Raw genomic sequence first — 19,244 nt, 5'->3', positions numbered from 1 at the left:
CCAAGAAATGTTAACTAAGTTAAAGGCGTTTGCGGATATCCAGCTCAAGTGTTGTAATCGATTACATCGATCAATAAAAACAATGGGTGATAACCGTGAAAGCAGCTCCCAACCTGCCAAATGATCTTGGCAAGCGTAAAACTCTTAAAAGTCTCGCAGGCATCCTAGGTTTAAGCGTAAGTGCTCAGGCTATCGATGCGCTAGCTGAATTTGACCCAAAAGCGCCGTCAGCGTCGGCTAACGTTAAGCTTTTCAGTGCATCGCAAATGCTGTGCGCTGCGGCGCTGGCTGACAGGGTGATCCCAGCCACCGACACCCCAAGTGCTACTGGCGCGGGTGTGCATCTCTATCTCGACCACCATATTCGTGTGTGTACGTCAGGTGCGCAACAGGCGAGTCTGTTGCAGTTGTTGGATAATCTTGATCAGCAATCGAAGGCGACCCATGGCAAGCGTTTCTCAGAGCTTACCGAGGCGCAGCAACAAACACTCACCAAAATTTTGCATGAAGGCTCAGCACCGTTTAACGCACAAGAGGCGTTGGTGTGGCGGCAGTTTATAGCGCTGGTGAGCTTCTCTTATTACACCAGTGAGGTCGGTGCGACCCAAGAGCTGAGTTATCTGGCGATTCCGGGTGGCTACGATGGTGATGTGCCGTTTTCCGATGTGGGCCGTTCCTGGTCGCTGGCGCCGTTTGTCTAACCATAAAAATATGAGTGTTGTTATGTCTTATCCCTATATTAAAGCGGCTAAAGAGCCATTTGATGCCATTGTGGTTGGCTCCGGTGTGACTGGCGGTTGGGCCGCCAAAGAGTTGACTGAAAAAGGCCTTAAAACCTTGATGGTAGAACGCGGCCAAGCCGTTGAGCATCGTAAAGACTATATTGGCGAGGGTGTTAAAGCCTGGGAGATGCCACAGCGTGGCCTTCTGGAGGCCAATACCATTGATACAGAATTTTATATTCAAAAAAAGTGTTACGCCTTTAACGCTGCCACGCAACAATTTTTTGGTAATGATCGGGAGTACCCGTATCAACAGGAAAAACCCTTCGACTGGATTCGTGGTAATGCGCTGGGCGGAAAGTCGCTGTTGTGGCATCGCCAGAGTTACCGGCTAAGTGAAATGGATTTTAGCGCGAACGCCAAAGACGGTCACGGTGCCGACTGGCCCATTCGCTATAAAGACTTAGAAGGCTGGTATAGTTACGTTGAAAAGCACGTAGGCATCAGCGGTAGTAAAGAGAACCTGGCAGTTTTGCCTGACAGTGAGTTTTTACCGGCGTTTGAATTTAATCAGGTCGAAAAATCCGTTAAAGCGCGCATAGAAAAGCACTATAAAGATCGCAAAATGATTATGGGGCGCTGCGCACACTTATCGAAACCCAGCGCGGAGCACCTGGCTCAAGGCAGGGGGCAGTGTATGGCCCGCAATGAATGCCAAAAAGGGTGTTCGTTTGGGGCCTACTTCTCGACGCAAAGCTCGACGCTACCCGCAGCGATGAAAACCGGACACTTAAAGATTGCTACCGATAGCGTAGTCCACAGTGTAATTTATGACGATAAGCAGAACCGGGTGACTGGCGTACGAGTGATCGATTCTGAAACGCTTGAGGTTCGTGAGTATTATGCCAAAGTCGTATTTTTGTGTGCGTCAACGTTGGGCACCACCCAGATTATGCTTAACTCTAAAAGTGAAGCATTTCCCACAGGCCTTGCCAACTCATCCGGTGCGTTGGGACACTATTTAATGGATCACATTTATGGTGTGGGAGCCACCGCTCAAGTAGAGGGGTTTCACGATAGCTATTACAAAGGTCGTCGTCCCACCGGTATTTATATTCCGCGGTTCCGTAATGTTGCCAAGCAAGAAATGGATTATGTTCGCGGTTATGCATTTGCCGGCAGCGCCCAGCGCGATAGTTGGCAGACCTTGGCAAACAGCGGTTTGTATGGCAAATCTCTAAAAGACAAGATACGTGCGGCCGGTGATTGGAGCTTTTACTTGGGTGGGCAGGGGGAAATGTTACCTCATTACGATAATCATGTGCGCTTGCACGAAACCAAAGTCGATAAATGGGGTGTGCCGCAATTGGTAATGAGCTGCGAACATCGCAGTAATGAAAAGAAAATGATTGCCGACATGGGCGAAAGCGCTGCCGAAATACTGCAGGCGGCGGGGCTGAAGAATGTGCAGGCCCATGTTAATCCGCGTCCACCCGGCCTGGCAATTCATGAGGTGGGCACCGCTCGGATGGGTGCCGACCCGGAAACCTCAGTGCTAAATGGGTTTAACCAATCGCACGATATTCCCAACCTATTTGTGACCGATGGCTCTAGCTTTGCGTCTAGTGCCTGCCAAAACCCATCGTTAACCTTTATGGCGTTAACGGCGCGCGCCTGCGATTACGCAGCGCAGCAACTTGCTGCCGGGAAGCTTTAACCCGAGGCTTGGCGGCGCCATAGCCCGCGGTTAAGGTCGATAGGTGTTAGATTTTCGGGCTCTTATGGTTGCATAGCTCCCTTAAGGGCTCGGCCGGTTCACTTTATTGGCCTTTGCGTTTCCGCCAGTTCAGGCACGTTTTTAGCTTTGCCCCCAACTTGTAATCGTCATTAATTCCATGTTCTTTAAGAGTTTAAAAGCGAGAGAGGTTTTCATTACTATGCCTAAAAAAGCACTCTTCGTACTTGTGATTGGGATTTTTTATGCCGTTGGGGTTAATGCGGCCGCTGATGGTCAGTCCGAGCCTCTCTGTGAAGATGAGTTCTACCGTAAAAATTCGTCGCTGTGGGTTAAGGCGTCGCTTAATTCTGTCGAGTTTTTTAAAAGACATGGGTGGGACAACGAGAAACACGTTTTTTACTCTGAGTTAGATGCAAAGGGTAACAGAGTCAGTGATAGAATTTTTACAGTATCTCTTAGCCGCTTAATTTACGCACTTACTTGGACGAGTCGCTATGACTCCGAGAATATCGAATACGCCAAAAAGTCAGCGGCTTATCAGCTTAAGCACATGTTGGGTAGCGATTCACACGGGCCGTACTTTCTTCCGTACGCGGCAAATCCCGACGCTGATGATACTGGTACGTTGGATATTTGGCAGCAAGCGTACGGCTTAAATGGTTTGACGCAGCTGTATGGTAGAACGCACAACCCTGAGCTGTTGCAAGAGATTCATCGTTTGCATAATGGCTTTGTGGCACGGTTTTATGATCCGGGCGGTAAAGGTTTTGTCACAACCTACGCGCGAGACAAAGGCCCGTTAGTCGATAAAAAGACCATTCAATCGTTGATTTACCCGGTATCCGCCTATTTGGCCAACCTTTGGCGCGTCGATGTCGAACATCGTGCGAATTACGAGCCGTTACTATCAGAGGCATTAAACATTGCGCTAGATAAACCAATATGGAATGAAGATTCCGGTTGGATTAACGCTGTTTTTGATCGCCAGTGGCGTGTTTGTGGCCAAGAGCCAGAGGCAGAATCCCCCGGCTGTTTTACCGTTTCTCCAGGGCATAACTTTCAGTTTTCATGGTTTTTACTGCGAGCGGCTAAGGAGTGGGAGTTTATCGCCAGCGAGCGTCGCTCTCGTGCGCTGCAAAAAGGAAGGAGCATCCTACGGCGAACGTTAGCTCAGCCGGTATGGGATAAAAGCGTCCCGGGTAGCTTTTTCTCGGAGGTAAACCCCATCAGCGGAGATATTCTCGACGACCGAAAAACCTGGTGGCAACATTCTGAGGCCATAATCGCTTTTACTTTTGCCGGTCGCGAATTTCGTCAGCCGCTGGAAAAGACAGCGAGCTACTACTTTAAGAGTTTTCCCGACTTTGAAAATGGTAACGAGTGGTTTTATATTTCCTCCGGTGGCGAGGCCGATGCCGAGTCTCTTAAGGGCAGTCAGGGAAAATCTTCTTATCATCTGACAGAGGCAGTGAGGTACCTTTTACAGGGCACTAAGGGTGACTGTGGTTTATCGACCGCTGCATCTAGTATCCCCTTTGTGGAGTGAGTGTGACGGCGCTTGGCCTAGGGTTAGGGCTGTTAATAGTGGTGTTAAGGGGTAAATACAATTTTTCCCGAGGTCTTTTTTTGGCGAAGTGCGAGTAATCCATCGCCGAGGCCTGAGAAGTCTACCGTTTCGATTTTGGGGCAAGAGATTTTCCGATCTTCAAGCAGACGAGAAAAGCTTGTGCCAAGCTTTAACAATAAATGCGGGTTGTGAGTGTGTGCTGCGCCAAGACTTAGCTGATGGAAGCTTAAGCCTAGGTTAAAAGGGGCCTTGTAGCGTTCGGGGCGTAGCGTACTTACTAAACCGCACAGTTCGCCTTCAAACCCTAAACTATTAGCACACAAGATATCGTTTTCGCCCCCTACTGCGTCCAGTGCAACCTCTACACCTTGGTTGCGTGTAATGTCGCGTACGGTATTGGGAATATCGTCTTTGTGGTAATCGATTGTGTGGGTGGCCCCCAACGACTGTAGGTATGAGTGCTTGGCTGCCGAGGCTGTCGCGATAATAGTCTTCACACCGTGGAGTTTTGCCAGTTGGATGGCAAATGTGCCTATGCCGCCAGCGCCGCCGGCGATCAAAATTGAGCTTCTTCGCTCAATGTTAAGTTTATTTTTTAGTGCGTGTAATGCGCTCCAGCCGGCACATGGTGTTGCCGCCGCTTCTACTGGATCTACTGCTGGTAGTTTAATCAGCGTTCTCGAGTCGTGTAGTGCGTACTCCGCGAACCCGCCGCTGGGGCGAAACATGTTGCCGTGGTAGAGAACTCGGTCGCCCGGCTGCCAGTGAGTCACATCCTCACCCACTGCGATAATCTCTCCGGCTACGTCCAGTCCTCCCACAAAAGGCGACGCTTGATCGGGTACATTGGGGTACCAATAATTAACTTTGCTATCGACGGGGTTTAGCCCTGTAGCAATAACCCTGATTTTGACGTTAAAGCCGTGGGCGTCTGGTTCGGGTACGTTTTGTAATAAAAACTCATCGCTATCGGGACGATAAATTAACGCTTTCATTTATAGCCTCTAAAATCTAGCAAGACTGTAAACCTATTACCGGTAATTAAGGGCATAAAAAAAGGGCGCGTTAACCCTAGGTTAACGCGCCAAAAGGAGAGCCCATGCTATGCTAGCTTGAGCAACTAGGAGCTTGCCCATTACTGCCCCCAGTTCGGTTAGCTCGAGTTAGAATGTGGCTCGCACGCCCAGCGTGTAACGAGCTTCGTACTCGTTTTGCCAAGCGAACTGATCTTTCCACTCGAGGTAGTAAGTTTCTTTCTCTCCGGTGATGTTCGACGCGTTGATAAATACGCTGACGTTATCGTTGATGTCGTAGCTCGCTGAGGCGTCTACATAAGATGTAGAGTCTTGCCACAGGGTTCCGTTGCCCCAGGTTTGATCAAAGGCCACGACGCGTTCACTGCGGAAGTTGTAAGCCAGACGGGCCTGAAATGGACCAGCCTCATACCAACCCACCAGGTTCACAACATCTTCCGAGTTATCACCGAAGGGTAAGTCGTCGCCATTTAACCCGGTGTTGCCTGACGAGCTAGGTGAGTAGGTGTAGTTGGCATCAACACCAAAGCCGCGCAGCCAGTCGACATCTAAGAAGTCGTCAAACGCCAGTTTGGTGGCGAGCTCAACCCCTTTAAGGACGCCGCCATCACCTTGTACGCTGGTGGTTACATTGACATCGCGACGCACCACGCCGTCTTGGTCTGGCAAAGCCATTTCTATCGAACCACTTTCGATAAAGCTTTCGACATCAATGTAGAACCAGTTAACCGACACGGCACTTGCGTTACCGATGTAGTATTCCAGCGATAGATCGTAGTTAGTCGCCTTCCAAGGGTCGAGCTCTGGGTTGCCAGTAGAGTTAGCGGCATTGACAATAAACTTGCCAAACGTATCGCTATCGGCATCGCCGTCGAGCGTGTAAGACGGTGTAAGTGCGCCCCCCCACTGTGCTAAATCCAGCGGTGCGATGGTACGAGTAAGAGAGCCGCGAGCCACTAAGTTGTCGCTTAAATCAAAACGCAAGTTTAGCGATGGCAGTAAATCATCAAACGATCGTTTGGTGACGATGTCGCCATTATCTTCGGCGGCGGCACCGTAAGGCTGAGCCGCGCCCACTTGATTTTGTACCACGGTCAGATCGGTTTCCAGCTGACGCAAACCAAAATTACCGCTCATAATGCCGGTGGCAAAGTTTGCTTGAACGTAGTAGCTGGTTTCGTCCAGATCGACCTGGTATGACTGGCCCGGGTTGTTGGAGCGGAAAGTGCCTGGGTACAAGTTGTTGTGGTAGCTCTCGACGTCCTGCATGCTCTTAGGATCGACAGACCAAACGGCTGGGATACCCGATACGCTACCAAAATCGCTGACCTGGGTGGCGCTAAGTTCGTTAATAGGTGTAGGGACACCGGCGGTGTAGAAGTTGTCTCCGTCGCCGTCAGTGCAAGCGTCAGTAATACCGCCGCCGTTTAAGGTAACGTCGGTGGCTTTCCATTTAACCGCGCACTGAGCTTCGCCAATAGGGGAAAGCAAGTCGAACACAGCGTTGTCGACACTGCGTTCACTTACCCGCAGGCCAAACTCAATCGAGGTGACAAACCCTTCGTTAAAACGGTATTCGCCATCAAAGCGTGCTACGTCTAACTCACCTTCTTGGGTAAAGTTGTTTTCAGATGTTAAGGCGCCCAGAGAGTAACTATTAACGTCCTCTAGGTACGAGTTAATGCTGCGTGCCGCACCGATAGCGTTGCCGTTTTGACCGATATTGGCGTTGTTGTCAAAGCCACTCCAAGAAGGATCGCTGCCACTGTAGTCAACACTTAAAGTCGGAAAGCCGTGGTAGCCACCGGGGTTGGTTTGCAGTTGCCCGTCAGCGCAATCGCCCTGGCTGCCGGCGGTGCCCGCTGGGTAGTACTGACAATTAACACCCCACTGGCTACCGTCTGCCAAGTCGATATCCATATAGCTGTTTAAACGCTCTTGCTCGGCTTCGCCGTGCACTAAGCGCAAAGAGCCACTAAAGGCGCCGTCGTTGTCATAGTTAAGTTCGACATTGTAGTTTTGCGACTCGGCATCTTGCGCCTGTACGGCCGAGTAAGTTTTGATGCGTCGCCCATTGCCTGTGTACTCTTGTACCGTTGACAGGTTGGCACCGTCGGCCATGGCGTCTTTAGGGCTCGACTGCGTTGGGCTAAACCAGCCCCAGCGGTTCCACTTGTCTGAATGGGCAAGGCCCATCATGTAGTCGCTGTCGTCCAGCTCAGTAAACAGTGCTTCGGTGACCAGCTCAAAGCCGCCACCTAAGTCAACTTGCAGCGATAGGTTTGCACCAGTGCGCTCGCGCTCGGTTGCACGGTTAAACGCTTGATGGCCCTGATAAGCCCAGAAAGTATCGTCGGTGTCGCCGTCGCCATTAACGTCAGTGGGGTCACCATAGGCCCAGCTCTCGGTGGCAAAGCCACTCCACCCGGCGTTTTCACCGCCCCCGGCCATACCGGCGTAGTAGTTGGCGAGCGTCGCCTCTTGGCGTGATACTGCGGCCATAACGCCGATACGGTCGCTCTTCCAGTTAATGAGCACGTTGGCGGACGGGTCAGTTTCCTGTGTGTCCGCCCCTTGGGCGGCTTGCACCGCGCCTGAAATGGTAAAACCATCGTCAAAATCAAACGGGCGATAGGTTTGCAGGTCGACCACGCCGGTTATCCCGCCCGGGGTAAAGCTGGCGGTTTGAGATTTTGCCACCTCAGCGCCTGAGAACAGCTGTGATGGAATATCACTAAAATTAGGTTGTACTGTGGTTAGGGAGTTTGCGCCTAAATAAGACTCGCCATTTAACGTGGTGAGTACCTGCGGCATGCCGCGAATGTTAAGTGCGGTACCTTCACCGGCAGAGCGGCGAATTTGCACGCCACTGATACGTTGCAGCGAGTCGGTGATGGTGACATCAGGCAATTTACCGATGTCCTCGGCGGAGATGGCATCTACCACTGAGTCTGCGTCGCGCTTGATGTTAACGGCGTCGGCCTGGGCCGCACGCACGCCGGTTACGACAACCTCTTCAAGCATTTCCATGTTGCCGTCTTGTGCGAATGATGGAAGGCTGACGCCCGCCAAAGCAATCGAGGCTACACATTTGGCTAGTAGGTTTTTATTAAAATCATGGCTCTTTTTCATCAAACTACTCCTTCTCGTTATCGATATCATTTTTGTGGTCTAACAACTTATTTACGTTTTTATGAGTGGTCCAACAGAGGTACCGGTAACCGGTTACATTTTAGCTGTTATGGTTTTTGTGTTTGCTTGTGAAAACTATTTAATAATGATTTATACGACCTTGTTTTTTATCGATTTTATTTTTGTAAGCCTTGTCGGTTTTCTATAGCCGAAAGGTTCTTTTTATAAAAATGAAATCGGTTACACAATTTAAGATGACTTCAACCGAAATGCAAGGGGTTTGTTGAGAATCTTCTGGTGTCCGCAGTGTTTGGTTTGCCAGAGCTGGGCATTTGGCCTGTATTCAATATATAGTACTTATATAATAATCAGCCCTGAGGAGTGGTATGAATAACAACAAATGTATGATTGGCGCACTGGCGCTATCCGTAGCTATTGTGTCTGCTATTTTATCGACCGTGCCCGCCCAGGCGCAGGAGCCGCAGGCAGCTAAAGTGTTTTCCGGCGATTCGGTACGTTTGCTTGGCCGATTTGACCGGCGTGAACCTGGGCGCGCAGCTTTTAGTTGGCCCGGCTCGGCCATTCTGTTTCGCTTTGAAGGTACCACCGCCAAAATTCGGCTCGCCAGTAGCGCTGATATTAGGTTTTTGGTCGAAGTGGATGGCGAGCCCTCGGAGCTGTGGGTAAAGGCTGGAGAGGCAGACTACTCCCTGGTAGCAGGCCTCGCGAACGCTCCCCATCGCGTACGGCTTACCCGGTTGGCCGAAACGTTTGCTGGGGTGACCACGCTCACCTCTGACCCGGTCACAGACGGCAAGCTACTCACCCCTCCCACGCCCTCATCGCGCCGTTTATTGGTTATTGGCGACTCCATTACCGCAGGCTATGGTGTCGAGGGCACCAGTAAAGATTGCAGTTACTCGCAGGCAACCAGTACCCCTTTGCTTGCTTACGCCGGGGTTGCGGCGCGCCAGCTTAATGCCGATATCCACATCATCGCCTGGTCCGGTATTGGGGTATGGCGTTCGTACGGCGAAGAAGAGCCCATCAATCCGACTATTGGCGAGCGCCGTAAATTGACGCTGGGTGACGATTTTGACAGCGCTTGGGATAGTTCGCGCTTTCGCCCCGATGCGGTTGTGATTGCGATTGGCACTAACGATTTTTGGCAGGGCAGTGCGCCGGGGTATCGTGCGGCAATGTCGCAGTTTGTTTCACAAGTGCAGGCTGATTATCCCGGCCGGCCGGTCTACCTGATGGTCAGCCCGATGCTCACAGGGGATGCTCGCGCCGCACAAAAAGCCGATTTAGAGGCGATAGCCTCAGGCGTCGTTCAGGTGGCCGACTTTGGTAAGATTAAGCCCGAGGATGGTTATGGCTGTGATTATCACCCCAATACCATCACGCAAAAACGCCTGGCGGGTGAGTTGGTGGATACCCTTGAGGAAGACTTAGGCTGGTAAGTTTGATTTGGACTTCCCAGACTTCACTAGACACTGGCTGACTCCAAAAAGTACGTATCTTCAAACTTAGCAGGCGATACGCCGCCTGTATGAGTGTGGCGTTTTATTGGATTGTAAAACATCTCTATAAAATTAAATATCTCAGTTTTCGCTTCATCCCTTGTCGAGGTGATGCGTTTGGCGTCAGCTATGCGACAGTAAGAAGCTTTGATGAATGATGCGCAAGTGTGAAATGTAAGGCCTCGTATATTGACCATGCCGATGATGGTCAGGAAGATATCCCTGATGCAACGGCCAGATCGGTTGAGACTGACAAGGCACAAGCTCATTGAAGCTGAGGGTCAGATAAGTCCACCGGTCTGTTTTTCGTTCATCCATTTCGAAGGGTAACTTAGGCTAATGTATTTTAAGCCTGAATACGAGGATGCATATGATGAATGATGTTGCCGTTGGTATTGATGTATCGAAGAAGAAGCTCGATGTTTGTATTGCTCGTAGTGGAGAATACAAAACTAAGGCGCTTAGCAATACGCATAGCGGCCATAAGGAGCTTGTCAGATGGCTAGAAGCCCAAGGCGTTAGCCATGAAACGTCTGTTGCACTGGAAGCGACAGGTCCCTGCCCCCAATGCTTTGACCCCAATGCTTAAACGGTGCCTACCCGCAGACTCAAATCCAGCTTTGCATCGTACATATGGTGCGTAACTCTGTGCGCTACGTGCCTTGGGAGGGCTACAAGACCGTTACCGCCGACCTCAAGCGTATCTATCAATCAGCGACCGAGGAGGAGGCTTTACTGGCCTTGGATCAACTCTCCGAAACCTGGGACGAGAAATACCCTCAGATATCGCGTATCTGGCGAGCTCACTGGGATAATCTCAACACCCTATTTAGCTACCCGCCTGAGATTCGCAAGGCAATTTACACCACCAACGCTATAGAATCGCTGAACAGCGTCATCAGAAAGGCCATCAAAAAGCGGAAACTTTTTCCAACAGATGACTCGGCCAAGAAAGTCGTATTCCTTGCAATTACGGAGGCGTTAAAAAAGTGGATAATGCCCATTCGCAACTGGCGCTGTGCACTGAACCACTTTATGATAATGTTCGATGACCGATTAAAGGACTATTTATAAACTGGCAGTTACACAGTTTGATTTACAGTCTCCTTCACACACGAAAATTAAATTTGACTGTCTATAAGTGCTCTTATTTCCTGAAGCGTGGTTTTTTTAATTAGCTTCCCATCTTCGAATACGGTCTTCAGGAGCGTATCTTTCTCCTCTTCTTCGCTGACATCGTTGATAAGCACTAACTCACCGTTTTCCCTTACTACTTTTAAAAGCCCCTTTGCAGATTTTTTCTTGGTATCCGTTTTGGGGTCCTTAAAGATTGCAATGCGCTCTCCATTTTTCACGATACTGGTCGCTTTTACGGCAGAACCGTGTGTGTCCCGGGTGACGTGCTGATAGCTGTACGATCCAATGCCAAGCACTACCTTCGAGGCGAAGCCCTTATCGGCAAGCCGTTGTAGAATCTGCCTTTGCCTTTCCAAGGTTATGGCATCTCCATAAATGGCGCCGATGTGCTCATCGAGTAATTTGAACCCTTTGTCTGTGGTTGTGCCTCCAAACGTATCCCACAAGCACTCAATCAGCCCCTTAATCTCACAATCCATTAATGCAGTGATATCACCACTTTCATCCATGACAGCGTAGTTCACACCATTCCAGCAAAAGGCTTCAAAACCATTTTTAAAAGCTTCTTCCGACGCATCTTTAATATGCTCAAACTTGTCGGCGTAATCACCTTCGCTAGACGCTATATACCCAGTCAGAATCTTCACCGGATCACCTGAGTCGGGACGAATGACTAGAGTACCGTCACGAGCCAGAATTTCGTTTTTAAGTTCTGGAAGGTACTCTGTTACCAATGTCCAGAAGTCCCATGTGTCTGACACCACACTTAGGATTCCTGTTGGAGACTGCTCTTGCATAAGATAACGAAAGAATTCAATCTCGCCCTCCATTATCCAGGAGCAGGTGACAGAATGTTCTGTTGCATCAACAGAGCAACCTACCAGTTCTTTGTCCACATCTGCGCCATAGTACTTTTCGGCAAACAGGACAGCGGGAATGGTGTCCGTTCCAACCAACCCAGAGGCTAAATGACCAAAGCCACTCATCGCTGCCGCGTGCTTTCCGAACATACCCCGAAAACTAAAGTCATGGCCTTGGAAAGGCACGAAATCAAGCGGTAAACCTGTTTTGAGCGCGAACTCTTTGAATACCTTCATGTAGGCTGTAGAGGTAGTGGCACTCGTTTGAATAGGCCAGTTTTCACAGCTTAGAACGGTCTCAATCATGTTTGTTAACCATTGAAACCCTTCTTTCGTATTCACAATAGTCAGCGGCGGCACTTGATAAGGTACTAGGGTGCCTTCGGGGAGCGCTTTTATTCGTAAAGGGAGGTATCCCAGATCATGCAAATCCTCCAGGTATTTCACATCGACTGGGTAACCAAGCATGGCGCTCATTATTCTTTTGTGATTTGCGACAGCTTCTTGCTTCTCCGCCTTAAAAAAACTGTCCCATTCCTCTAGCAAGTAACTCATTATGAAGTACTGAAGGCCAACAAAGGCAACCTTATTGTTACCGGCAACATTGCTATTCTTACCAGAGCGTGACGTGTAATTTGCGTATACTTCAGTGACGTCTGGGTGGTAGGCACGTCCGTGGAATTCCTTGTAAACATCTTTCTGCATGCTTGGTGCTGAAATGGTCATATCTGGTCCCTTAAATATTAACTATGTTTAAATTTACTTGATTTTCAGTTTTATTTGTCGCGTGGAACTCATTGATAGAATCAGTGGTATAGATGTTATCTATTACGCCGTTAAACACCTCTATTCCTTTTGAGAAAATGCCGTGAGTGACATAGAGTGAGATTCTTCCGCATTGTTTTTCTTTGAGGACTTTTGCCAGTTCAATAAAGGTTCTTCCTCCATCACAGATATCATCAACTATCAAAACATCTTTGTTAGCCACATCACCGTGAATGCTGGTATGGGTTATTTCTCCCGTTTTTAAATCTCGGACTTTATCCGCCTGCATGACCTCAATGCCGCCGCCAAAGAACTTTGCGACGTTTTGGGTTTTCTTGGTCGCTCCAGCATCTGGAGATACAAGTGTTAGCTTTTTATCTCGAAGTCGTTGTGCCAGCTCTGCGTGCCGCTCAATAATGACTCCCTGAGGTATATTTGTGACATTGTTCAAAAGTGCAGGAGAGACATCACTATGCGCATCCCAAATAGTGACCTGATCAAAGCCTAATGTATTGATCAGGTTAGCCATTACGTGCGCGCCAAGAGCTTCACCTTCTACACAAACCCGGTCTTGCCTAGCGTATGGAAAATACGGGCTGATCAATTCAATGGATACTTTAGGGCCATACTTTCTTCTAAGAGCATCAACAGCGAGAATCAGCTTCAAAATACTTGAAGAGTCGGTTAATTTGACAGTGATTTTGATGGTCTCAATATCATCCGCTGGTTCAGTGCCGAAACGAATATGCTCCTCCCCTCCGGAAAAGGTGAAAGTGTCGTAGGTCAGTAGGGTTTCTTCATGTCCTTTTCCAGAAATAGCGGTAACTTTCATGGGTAAATCCTTGTTGTGGTTATCAATGCACCTTAGTGGCTTAAGGACACTATATGGGCGGTCCGGCTTCTCGTCAAGCCTTTTGTGACTAATCGACACTAATTTTATTCATAAGGGTAGCTTGGAAGGTGCGATGCTGATTAGTCTTTATTGTATGCGTGATTGAGTGCGCACTAACACTAGCGTGCAGCTAAATTAGAAAAGTATGTCGTAACACTCTGCCAATTAGGGTATTGCTCTGAGCCAAAGTGAATCAACTCCCCCTCAAAATGATCTTGCCCCTTTCCTGCGACATTATCATCAATCAGATAGTCGCCCCGGTTGAGATCCTTGTGGGGGCTGATGATCAGTCGATTAACGGTCTCCATCCCAAGGTATTTTTCAACCCATTGCCGCTTCTCACTGTAACAGTGTGGGTTTTTCTCAGAGGGCGATGTCAGAATAAACACTTCGAGCTCAGGCTGCGCGGACAGCCATTTGAATGCGTCGACGGCACCCGGCATGGGGTCGAGGCCAATATAAAGGCCCGGCTGACTCTGTGGATACGCCAGCTCCGGGTATTTCGTCTGGTGAGCGTTGAAACCGGCCTCGTAGTCACACAGCACGTGGTCCATATCGATGTAGACAATCTTCTTACCTTCAAAGCGCATGCAATATCCCTTATAGCTCGAGGTTACGAATGAATGTGTGCTGGCTCGCTTCAGGCTTTAACCGGTATAGAGTGGCGGGGCGACCTTTCTCGGCCGACTTCTCACCGGTGTCGACGATCAGATCTGCCTGCTCAATTCGACGGCGAAACGACTTTTTCTGCAGAGGTTTCCCCAGCAACACCTCATGAACATGCTGCAGGTCTGAAAGCGTAAATTTCTCCGGCAGTGTGTAGGCGGGTACAATTGAATACAACGCCTTCTGTTTGAGGCGCTCGCGGCCTGCTGCGATGATACTTTTGTGGTCAAAGGCCAGATCCAGCTTTTCCAAGTCCTTAAGGTTGACCCACTTCGCGTCGGATACAGAGTCTATATGCGTTTCACACTCCTGATGAGCGATGAGTGCGGTGTAGCATACCGTTACCGACCACCCGCGCTTATCTCGGCTGCGATTCCCTACGGTTGAGAGCTGCTCTACGTACGGTGGGACAACGCCGGTTTTTTCCTTTAGTTTACGAATGACGGTGTCCTCAAGTGTTTCATCCACATCAAGGTCAACAAAGCCGCCTGGCAGCCCCCATTTACCCATCTCTGGGTGATTGGATCGCTCCACCAACAGCACCTCCAACTGCCCATCACGGTAGGTAAAAAGTACCGCGTCCACACTCAACAGCGGCGAGTCGAAGGCTTTGGGGTCATAGTCACGCAAATAAGTTTCTTCGTTCATTGAAGCTCTCTATTAGTGTCTGTTTGACACTTATTCTACGACGACTGATAACCAGGAACAAACTTTTTGTCTAAAAGACACAAAATAACCTTGACAGCAATAGTGACCTTGAGACACTATCGCCTCAACAAAGTGACCAAAAGACACTATTCAAGGAGGACGGCATGTTCGGATTTCAATACTACAAGGCAGATTCCGCCACCTACGTGATCAAGACCTCAGGCGGTCGAGTACGTAAAAAGGGCAAAGGCTTAAGCTTTTTCTATATGCAGGCCACTAGCTCAATAGCCGCCATTCCCGTTAGCGTGCAGGAAGCCCCCTTTATCTTTAATCTGCAAACTGCCGATTACCAGTCCGTGCGTATACAAGGGCAAATCAGCTTCCGCGTAATTGACCCAGACAAGATTGCGGACGTGTTGAACTTTAACCTCAAAGCTGACGGTCAGTCGTACGCCTCTGAGGGCCCACTGAAACTGACGGATCGGGTCGTACGAGCGGCACAATCTATCGTCCAGAATAAGGTGCAATCAGTAGCCTTGAGAGACTCCTTAGCTTTGAGCCAACCACTGGTCGAGCTCATGAAAACCGAATTGGCGGTTCAGCCCGTTCTGGACGAGCTGGGTATGGCGTTGGTTGATGCCTCGGTGGCAGCCATTACCCCCTCACCCGAGACGAGCAAAGCTCTGGAAGCCGAGGCCCGTGAATCTATCCTCAAGGAGGCCGATGATGCCATCTACGCTCGCCGTAAGTCGGCGGTCGAGCAAGAACGCACCATCAAAGACGCGGAGCTGCAGACCGAGCTTGTCATTCAACAGAAAGAGCAGGAAATCGCTGAGTCTCGCATTAACAACGAGCGAGCGATCATGCGAGGCAACGCTCAAAGCGAGCAAGAGCGTATTAAGGCGGAGATTGAAGCGGAAAACCAACGCAAAGAGTTGGTATTGCTGAGTGTAGAGAACAGTAAACAAGAGGCCGACTCTGAAGCCTACGCCATCGCCGCCCGTATGAAAGCCTTCAGCGAGTTACCCGTTGAAAACTTGAAAGCGATGGCCTTAGCCAACATGCAGCCGGAACAAATGATGGCGATGGCCATGGAGGCTATGGCGCAGAATGCTGGAAAGATCGGGGAACTCAACATCGGCCCTGAGGTGTTCACCAACATGATGAAAAAGGCGGTCCGTCAATGAGTCAGCGCAGTCAACAACGGTTTGTCGTTGTTCATCGCAAGACGCGGATGCAAGAGCTGGTAGAACGTTTCAATACCTGGCCACAGGCCAGGTTCTACCTTGAGCACAATCAGGTGGATGTTCAGGACTACCTGGATGAGCACGACCTGTATCAGCAACGGCTCAATGAGGTAGAGCGCTGCCTCAAGGAGCGCGGTCGCTTTCAGTGGTTGGAGCGTAACCTGCTACCGACCTATCAGTTCAGCCCTGACGATATCGTGGTGGTGATTGGTCAAGATGGTTTGGTTGCGAATACGCTGAAATACCTGAAAGGCCAGCCGGTGATTGCGATTAACCCGGACCCTGATCGTTGGGATGGCCAATTACTGCCTTTTCGGGTCAATGATCTCGCAGAAATTGTGGCTCAGGTAGACGCCAAGCAAGCCGGCATTAAAGCGGTCACCTTTGCACAAGCCTCCACCAACGACGGTCAAACCTTGCTTGCGGTAAACGATCTGTTTATTGGCCCCAAAACCCACACATCGGCTCGATATCGGCTAAGTTGGAACGGCCAGTCAGAGAGCCACTCATCGTCTGGAGTCATTGTATCGACTGGCATGGGGTCCAGCGGTTGGTTCCAGTCCATTTTGGCCGGTGCCATGGGGGTAACCGGAAAATTCGGGCACCCCTTGTCTGGCGGTTTTGCCTGGGACGACCGCTGGTTGCAGTTTGCCGTTCGCGAACCCTTCCCGAGTCAAACCACTGGAGCATCACTGGTATTTGGAGAAGTCACCGAGAGCAAAACTCTGCAACTGGAGTCTTTCATGCCGGAAAATGGTGTGGTTTTCTCAGACGGTGTAGAGCAAGATTATTTAGCGTTTAACTCGGGGTGTATATTGACCATTGGTGTTGCCCAACATCAAGGGGCACTAGTCGCGGCGTAAGTCATCCAGTCCCAAAGGTAAAATCGAACCTATGGAAATTGAAGTTAGAAATAGACGCTTGCTGGCACTGGATGTTGATAATACCTTACTTTAATAGGTAGCGGCTTTTTGTGTGGTGGGCCTTCCCAGACTTGAACTGGGGACCTGCCCCGACTTATATGAGAAGGTGAGTCGGATGCTCTAACCAACTGAGTTAAAGGTCAATAAAAAAGCCGCCACCCAAAAATAGGTGGCGGCTTTTTGTGTGGTGGGCCTTCCCAGACTTGAACTGGGGACCTGCCGATTATGAGTCGGATGCTCTAACCAACTGAGCTAAAGGCCCTGAACTTGATTTTTTGCCCCCTGAGCTGCGTTGCTTGCCATCCTCAGTCACATATTAATATATGCTCCTTGCGGGTGGCTCCCAAGCGCCTTGTCAGAGACCAAAATCTACTGCGTTCAGTAGTAATATTCTTTTTTCGCAGTGAATAATAAACCGTTCACCGTTCTGGGCGGCATTATAGCCGTCCCAAAACTCTTGTAAATCCCTTATTCGTCCAGGAAGCTACGCAGATGATCGGAGCGTGAAGGATGACGCAGTTTGCGCAGTGCCTTGGCTTCGATCTGGCGAATACGCTCGCGGGTAACGTCGAACTGTTTGCCCACTTCCTCAAGGGTGTGGTCGGTGTTCATGTCGATACCAAAGCGCATGCGCAGTACTTTTGCTTCACGGGCGGTGAGGCCCGAGAGTACTTCGCGGGTCGACTCGGTTAAGCCAACGCTGGTGGCGGACTCTACCGGTGAGACGATGGTGCTGTCTTCAATAAAGTCGCCCAGATGCGAGTCTTCGTCGTCGCCGATGGGGGTTTCCATCGAGATAGGTTCTTTGGCGATTTTAAGCACCTTGCGAACTTTATCTTCTGGCATTTCCATGCGCTCGCCGAGTTCTTCTGGGGTGGGCTCGCGGCCCATCTCCTGGAGCATTTGGCGCGATACGCGGTTGAGCTTGTTGATGGTCTCGATCATGTGCACTGGAATACGGATGGTGCGGGCCTGATCCGCAATCGAGCGGGTAATGGCCTGACGAATCCACCAGGTGGCGTAGGTCGAGAACTTGTAGCCGCGACGGTATTCGAACTTATCGACGGCTTTCATCAAGCCGATGTTGCCCTCTTGGATTAGATCCAAAAACTGCAGGCCGCGGTTGGTGTACTTTTTCGCAATCGAGATAACCAGACGCAGGTTAGCCTCGACCATTTCTTTTTTGGCGCGGCGGGCGCGCGCCTCACCGATGGACATGCGGCGGTTAATTTCTTTAATGCTGCTAAGCGGCAGGCCGCTGTCTTCTTCAATTTGTTGCAGTTTGCGTTGGGCGCGAGCGATTTCTGGCTCGTAGGCTTTTAGGGCCTCAGAGTAATCGCGCTTTTTGGCAATGATTTCACCGATCCACTCGTCATTAGACTCGTTGCCGGGAAACTCTTTAATAAAGGTTTTGCGCGGCATTTTGGCTTTGCGGATGCACAGCTCCATGATGGCGCGCTCTTCGCGGCGGGCGCGATCAAGAATGATGCGCACGCTGAGATACACCGGATCAAACTGCCGTGGCGGCAGTTTGAAGAATTTGAAGATCTCGCCTAGCTCGTCCAGCTCTTTCTCGGCTTGCTTGCTAGCGCGGCCGTGCTTTTCGATAACTTTGTCGGCTTTAGCCAATTGCTTTTTTAGGGCGCCAAAGCGCTCTTTGGCCTCTTCGGGGTCAACGCCCGAGGTGGTTTCTTCGTCGTCATCATCATCGTCGTTATTTTTCGCGGCGGCGGGGGCGCCAGCGGTAGGGATCTCGTCAGACGGGTCGAGCCAGCCGATAATCACGTCGGCCAGGCGACGCTCTTCTTTCTCGACCATTTCGTATTCGTTGATGATGGTTTGAACCGAGCCCGGCCAATAGGCCACGGCGTGCATCAGCTCGCGTACGCCTTCTTCGATCCGCTTGGCGATGGCGATTTCGCCCTCGCGGGTTAGCAGCTCCACGGTGCCCATTTCACGCATGTACATACGCACGGGGTCGGTGGTGCGACCGGCTTCGGTCTCCACGGCGGCCAGTGCGGCGGCGGCTTCGGCGGCGGCAATTTCATCGGCAGAGGAGTCGCCATCAGCCATCAACAGGTCATCGGCGTTGGGGGCTTGTTCAAACACCCGAATACCCATGTCGTTGATCATTTGGATGATGTCTTCGACCTGATCCGGATCGGAGATGTCCTCTGGCAGGTGATCGTTCACCTCGGAATAGGTTAAGTAACCTTGTTCCTTGCCTCGGGCGATGAGCTCTTTGATTCGAGACTGTTGCTGTTTAGCGTCGTCAGCCATTAGGGACCCTGTAAAACGTAGCGGTTAAAAAAGCAAGCGCGGGATTATAACGTAAAGCGCGTGTTAGATACTAGGTGATAGGTAAATAAGTGCCACTAAATACGATGATA

14 protein-coding genes, 1 tRNA gene and 1 pseudogene are annotated in these 19,244 nt (G+C 50.3%); 8 read left to right on the top strand and 8 right to left on the bottom strand.

All coding sequences use genetic code 11. The features are described 5' to 3' along the window. Positions 1 to 95: 95 nt before the first annotated feature. The 3 genes from ACGHAD_RS13790 to ACGHAD_RS13780 all read left to right on the top strand — a co-directional run bounded on the left by ACGHAD_RS13790 (position 96) and on the right by ACGHAD_RS13780 (position 4,006). On the top strand, positions 96 to 701 hold the full coding sequence (locus ACGHAD_RS13790; RefSeq protein ID WP_382418074.1) for a gluconate 2-dehydrogenase subunit 3 family protein: 606 nt from the start codon (positions 96 to 98) through the stop codon (positions 699 to 701). Between the two features lie 22 nt (positions 702 to 723). Further along, positions 724 to 2,439: a GMC oxidoreductase gene (locus tag ACGHAD_RS13785; RefSeq protein WP_382418076.1), complete on the top strand. Its 1,716-nt coding sequence runs from the start codon at positions 724 to 726 to the stop codon at positions 2,437 to 2,439. A 220-nt stretch (positions 2,440 to 2,659) separates the two neighbouring features. Beyond that, positions 2,660 to 4,006 (top strand): AGE family epimerase/isomerase, encoded by a 1,347-nt coding sequence (locus ACGHAD_RS13780; RefSeq protein WP_382418078.1) that lies wholly within the window; start codon positions 2,660 to 2,662, stop codon positions 4,004 to 4,006. Positions 4,007 to 4,050: 44 nt separating this feature from the next. Here ACGHAD_RS13780 and ACGHAD_RS13775 read toward each other — a convergent pair whose 3' ends face one another. Beyond that, the gene (locus ACGHAD_RS13775; protein ID WP_382418080.1) at positions 4,051 to 5,022 is read right to left on the bottom strand and encodes a zinc-binding dehydrogenase; all 972 of its coding nucleotides are present in this window, start codon (positions 5,020 to 5,022) and stop codon (positions 4,051 to 4,053) included. A gap of 168 nt (positions 5,023 to 5,190) precedes the next feature. Further along, positions 5,191 to 8,193 (bottom strand): TonB-dependent receptor, encoded by a 3,003-nt coding sequence (locus ACGHAD_RS13770; RefSeq protein ID WP_382418082.1) that lies wholly within the window; start codon positions 8,191 to 8,193, stop codon positions 5,191 to 5,193. A 386-nt stretch (positions 8,194 to 8,579) separates the two neighbouring features. On the opposite strand from ACGHAD_RS13770, the gene ACGHAD_RS13765 reads away from it, so the two are divergent. The 3 genes and pseudogenes from ACGHAD_RS13765 to ACGHAD_RS13755 form a co-directional block, all read left to right on the top strand. Next, complete coding sequence (locus ACGHAD_RS13765) at positions 8,580 to 9,656, top strand: GDSL-type esterase/lipase family protein (RefSeq protein ID WP_382418084.1); 1,077 nt, start codon at positions 8,580 to 8,582, stop codon at positions 9,654 to 9,656. Between the two features lie 430 nt (positions 9,657 to 10,086). Further along, positions 10,087 to 10,305 carry a hypothetical protein gene (locus ACGHAD_RS13760; RefSeq protein ID WP_382418086.1) on the top strand — a complete coding sequence of 73 codons (219 nt, stop codon included), beginning with the start codon at positions 10,087 to 10,089 and terminating at the stop codon, positions 10,303 to 10,305. Continuing rightward, a pseudogene (locus tag ACGHAD_RS13755) lies at positions 10,305 to 10,790 on the top strand (transposase); the annotation flags it as partial. The gene ACGHAD_RS13760 and the pseudogene ACGHAD_RS13755, both read left to right, overlap by 1 nt. A 47-nt stretch (positions 10,791 to 10,837) precedes the next feature. Here ACGHAD_RS13755 and ACGHAD_RS13750 read toward each other — a convergent pair. The 4 genes from ACGHAD_RS13750 to ACGHAD_RS13735 all read right to left on the bottom strand — a co-directional run bounded on the left by ACGHAD_RS13750 (position 10,838) and on the right by ACGHAD_RS13735 (position 14,684). After that, positions 10,838 to 12,439 carry a nicotinate phosphoribosyltransferase gene (locus ACGHAD_RS13750; RefSeq protein WP_382418088.1) on the bottom strand — a complete coding sequence of 534 codons (1,602 nt, stop codon included), beginning with the start codon at positions 12,437 to 12,439 and terminating at the stop codon, positions 10,838 to 10,840. Between the two features lie 10 nt (positions 12,440 to 12,449). Further along, a complete protein-coding gene (gene prs / locus ACGHAD_RS13745; RefSeq protein WP_382418090.1) occupies positions 12,450 to 13,310 on the bottom strand; it encodes a ribose-phosphate diphosphokinase in 861 nt (286 codons plus the stop codon). 179 nt (positions 13,311 to 13,489) lie between these two features. Continuing rightward, complete coding sequence (locus tag ACGHAD_RS13740; RefSeq protein WP_382418092.1) at positions 13,490 to 13,960, bottom strand: 5' nucleotidase, NT5C type; 471 nt, start codon at positions 13,958 to 13,960, stop codon at positions 13,490 to 13,492. A gap of 10 nt (positions 13,961 to 13,970) precedes the next feature. Then, complete coding sequence (locus ACGHAD_RS13735) at positions 13,971 to 14,684, bottom strand: NrtR DNA-binding winged helix domain-containing protein (RefSeq protein WP_382418094.1); 714 nt, start codon at positions 14,682 to 14,684, stop codon at positions 13,971 to 13,973. Positions 14,685 to 14,848: 164 nt separating this feature from the next. On the opposite strand from ACGHAD_RS13735, the gene ACGHAD_RS13730 reads away from it, so the two are divergent. Beyond that, the gene (locus ACGHAD_RS13730; RefSeq protein ID WP_382418096.1) at positions 14,849 to 15,871 is read left to right on the top strand and encodes an SPFH domain-containing protein; all 1,023 of its coding nucleotides are present in this window, start codon (positions 14,849 to 14,851) and stop codon (positions 15,869 to 15,871) included. Further along, a complete protein-coding gene (locus tag ACGHAD_RS13725) occupies positions 15,868 to 16,794 on the top strand; it encodes a sugar kinase (protein ID WP_382418098.1) in 927 nt (308 codons plus the stop codon). Before ACGHAD_RS13730 ends, ACGHAD_RS13725 begins: the two co-directional genes overlap by 4 nt. Before the next feature lie 245 nt (positions 16,795 to 17,039). Here ACGHAD_RS13725 and ACGHAD_RS13720 read toward each other — a convergent pair. Together ACGHAD_RS13720 and rpoD are read right to left on the bottom strand one after the other, a co-directional pair. Continuing rightward, positions 17,040 to 17,116 (bottom strand) — tRNA-Ile (locus ACGHAD_RS13720). Positions 17,117 to 17,322: 206 nt separating this feature from the next. Next, positions 17,323 to 19,134, bottom strand: a complete 1,812-nt coding sequence (gene rpoD / locus ACGHAD_RS13715; RefSeq protein WP_382418100.1) for an RNA polymerase sigma factor RpoD — start codon at positions 19,132 to 19,134, stop codon at positions 17,323 to 17,325. Positions 19,135 to 19,244: the final 110 nt, after the last annotated feature.

It is taken from the genome of Gilvimarinus japonicus (genome assembly GCF_042847215.1).
Taxonomy (GTDB): Bacteria; Pseudomonadota; Gammaproteobacteria; order Pseudomonadales; family Cellvibrionaceae; genus Gilvimarinus; species Gilvimarinus japonicus.
The sequence above is the reverse complement of the archived record's forward strand: the minus strand, read 5'-3'. Positions and strand labels throughout refer to the sequence as shown.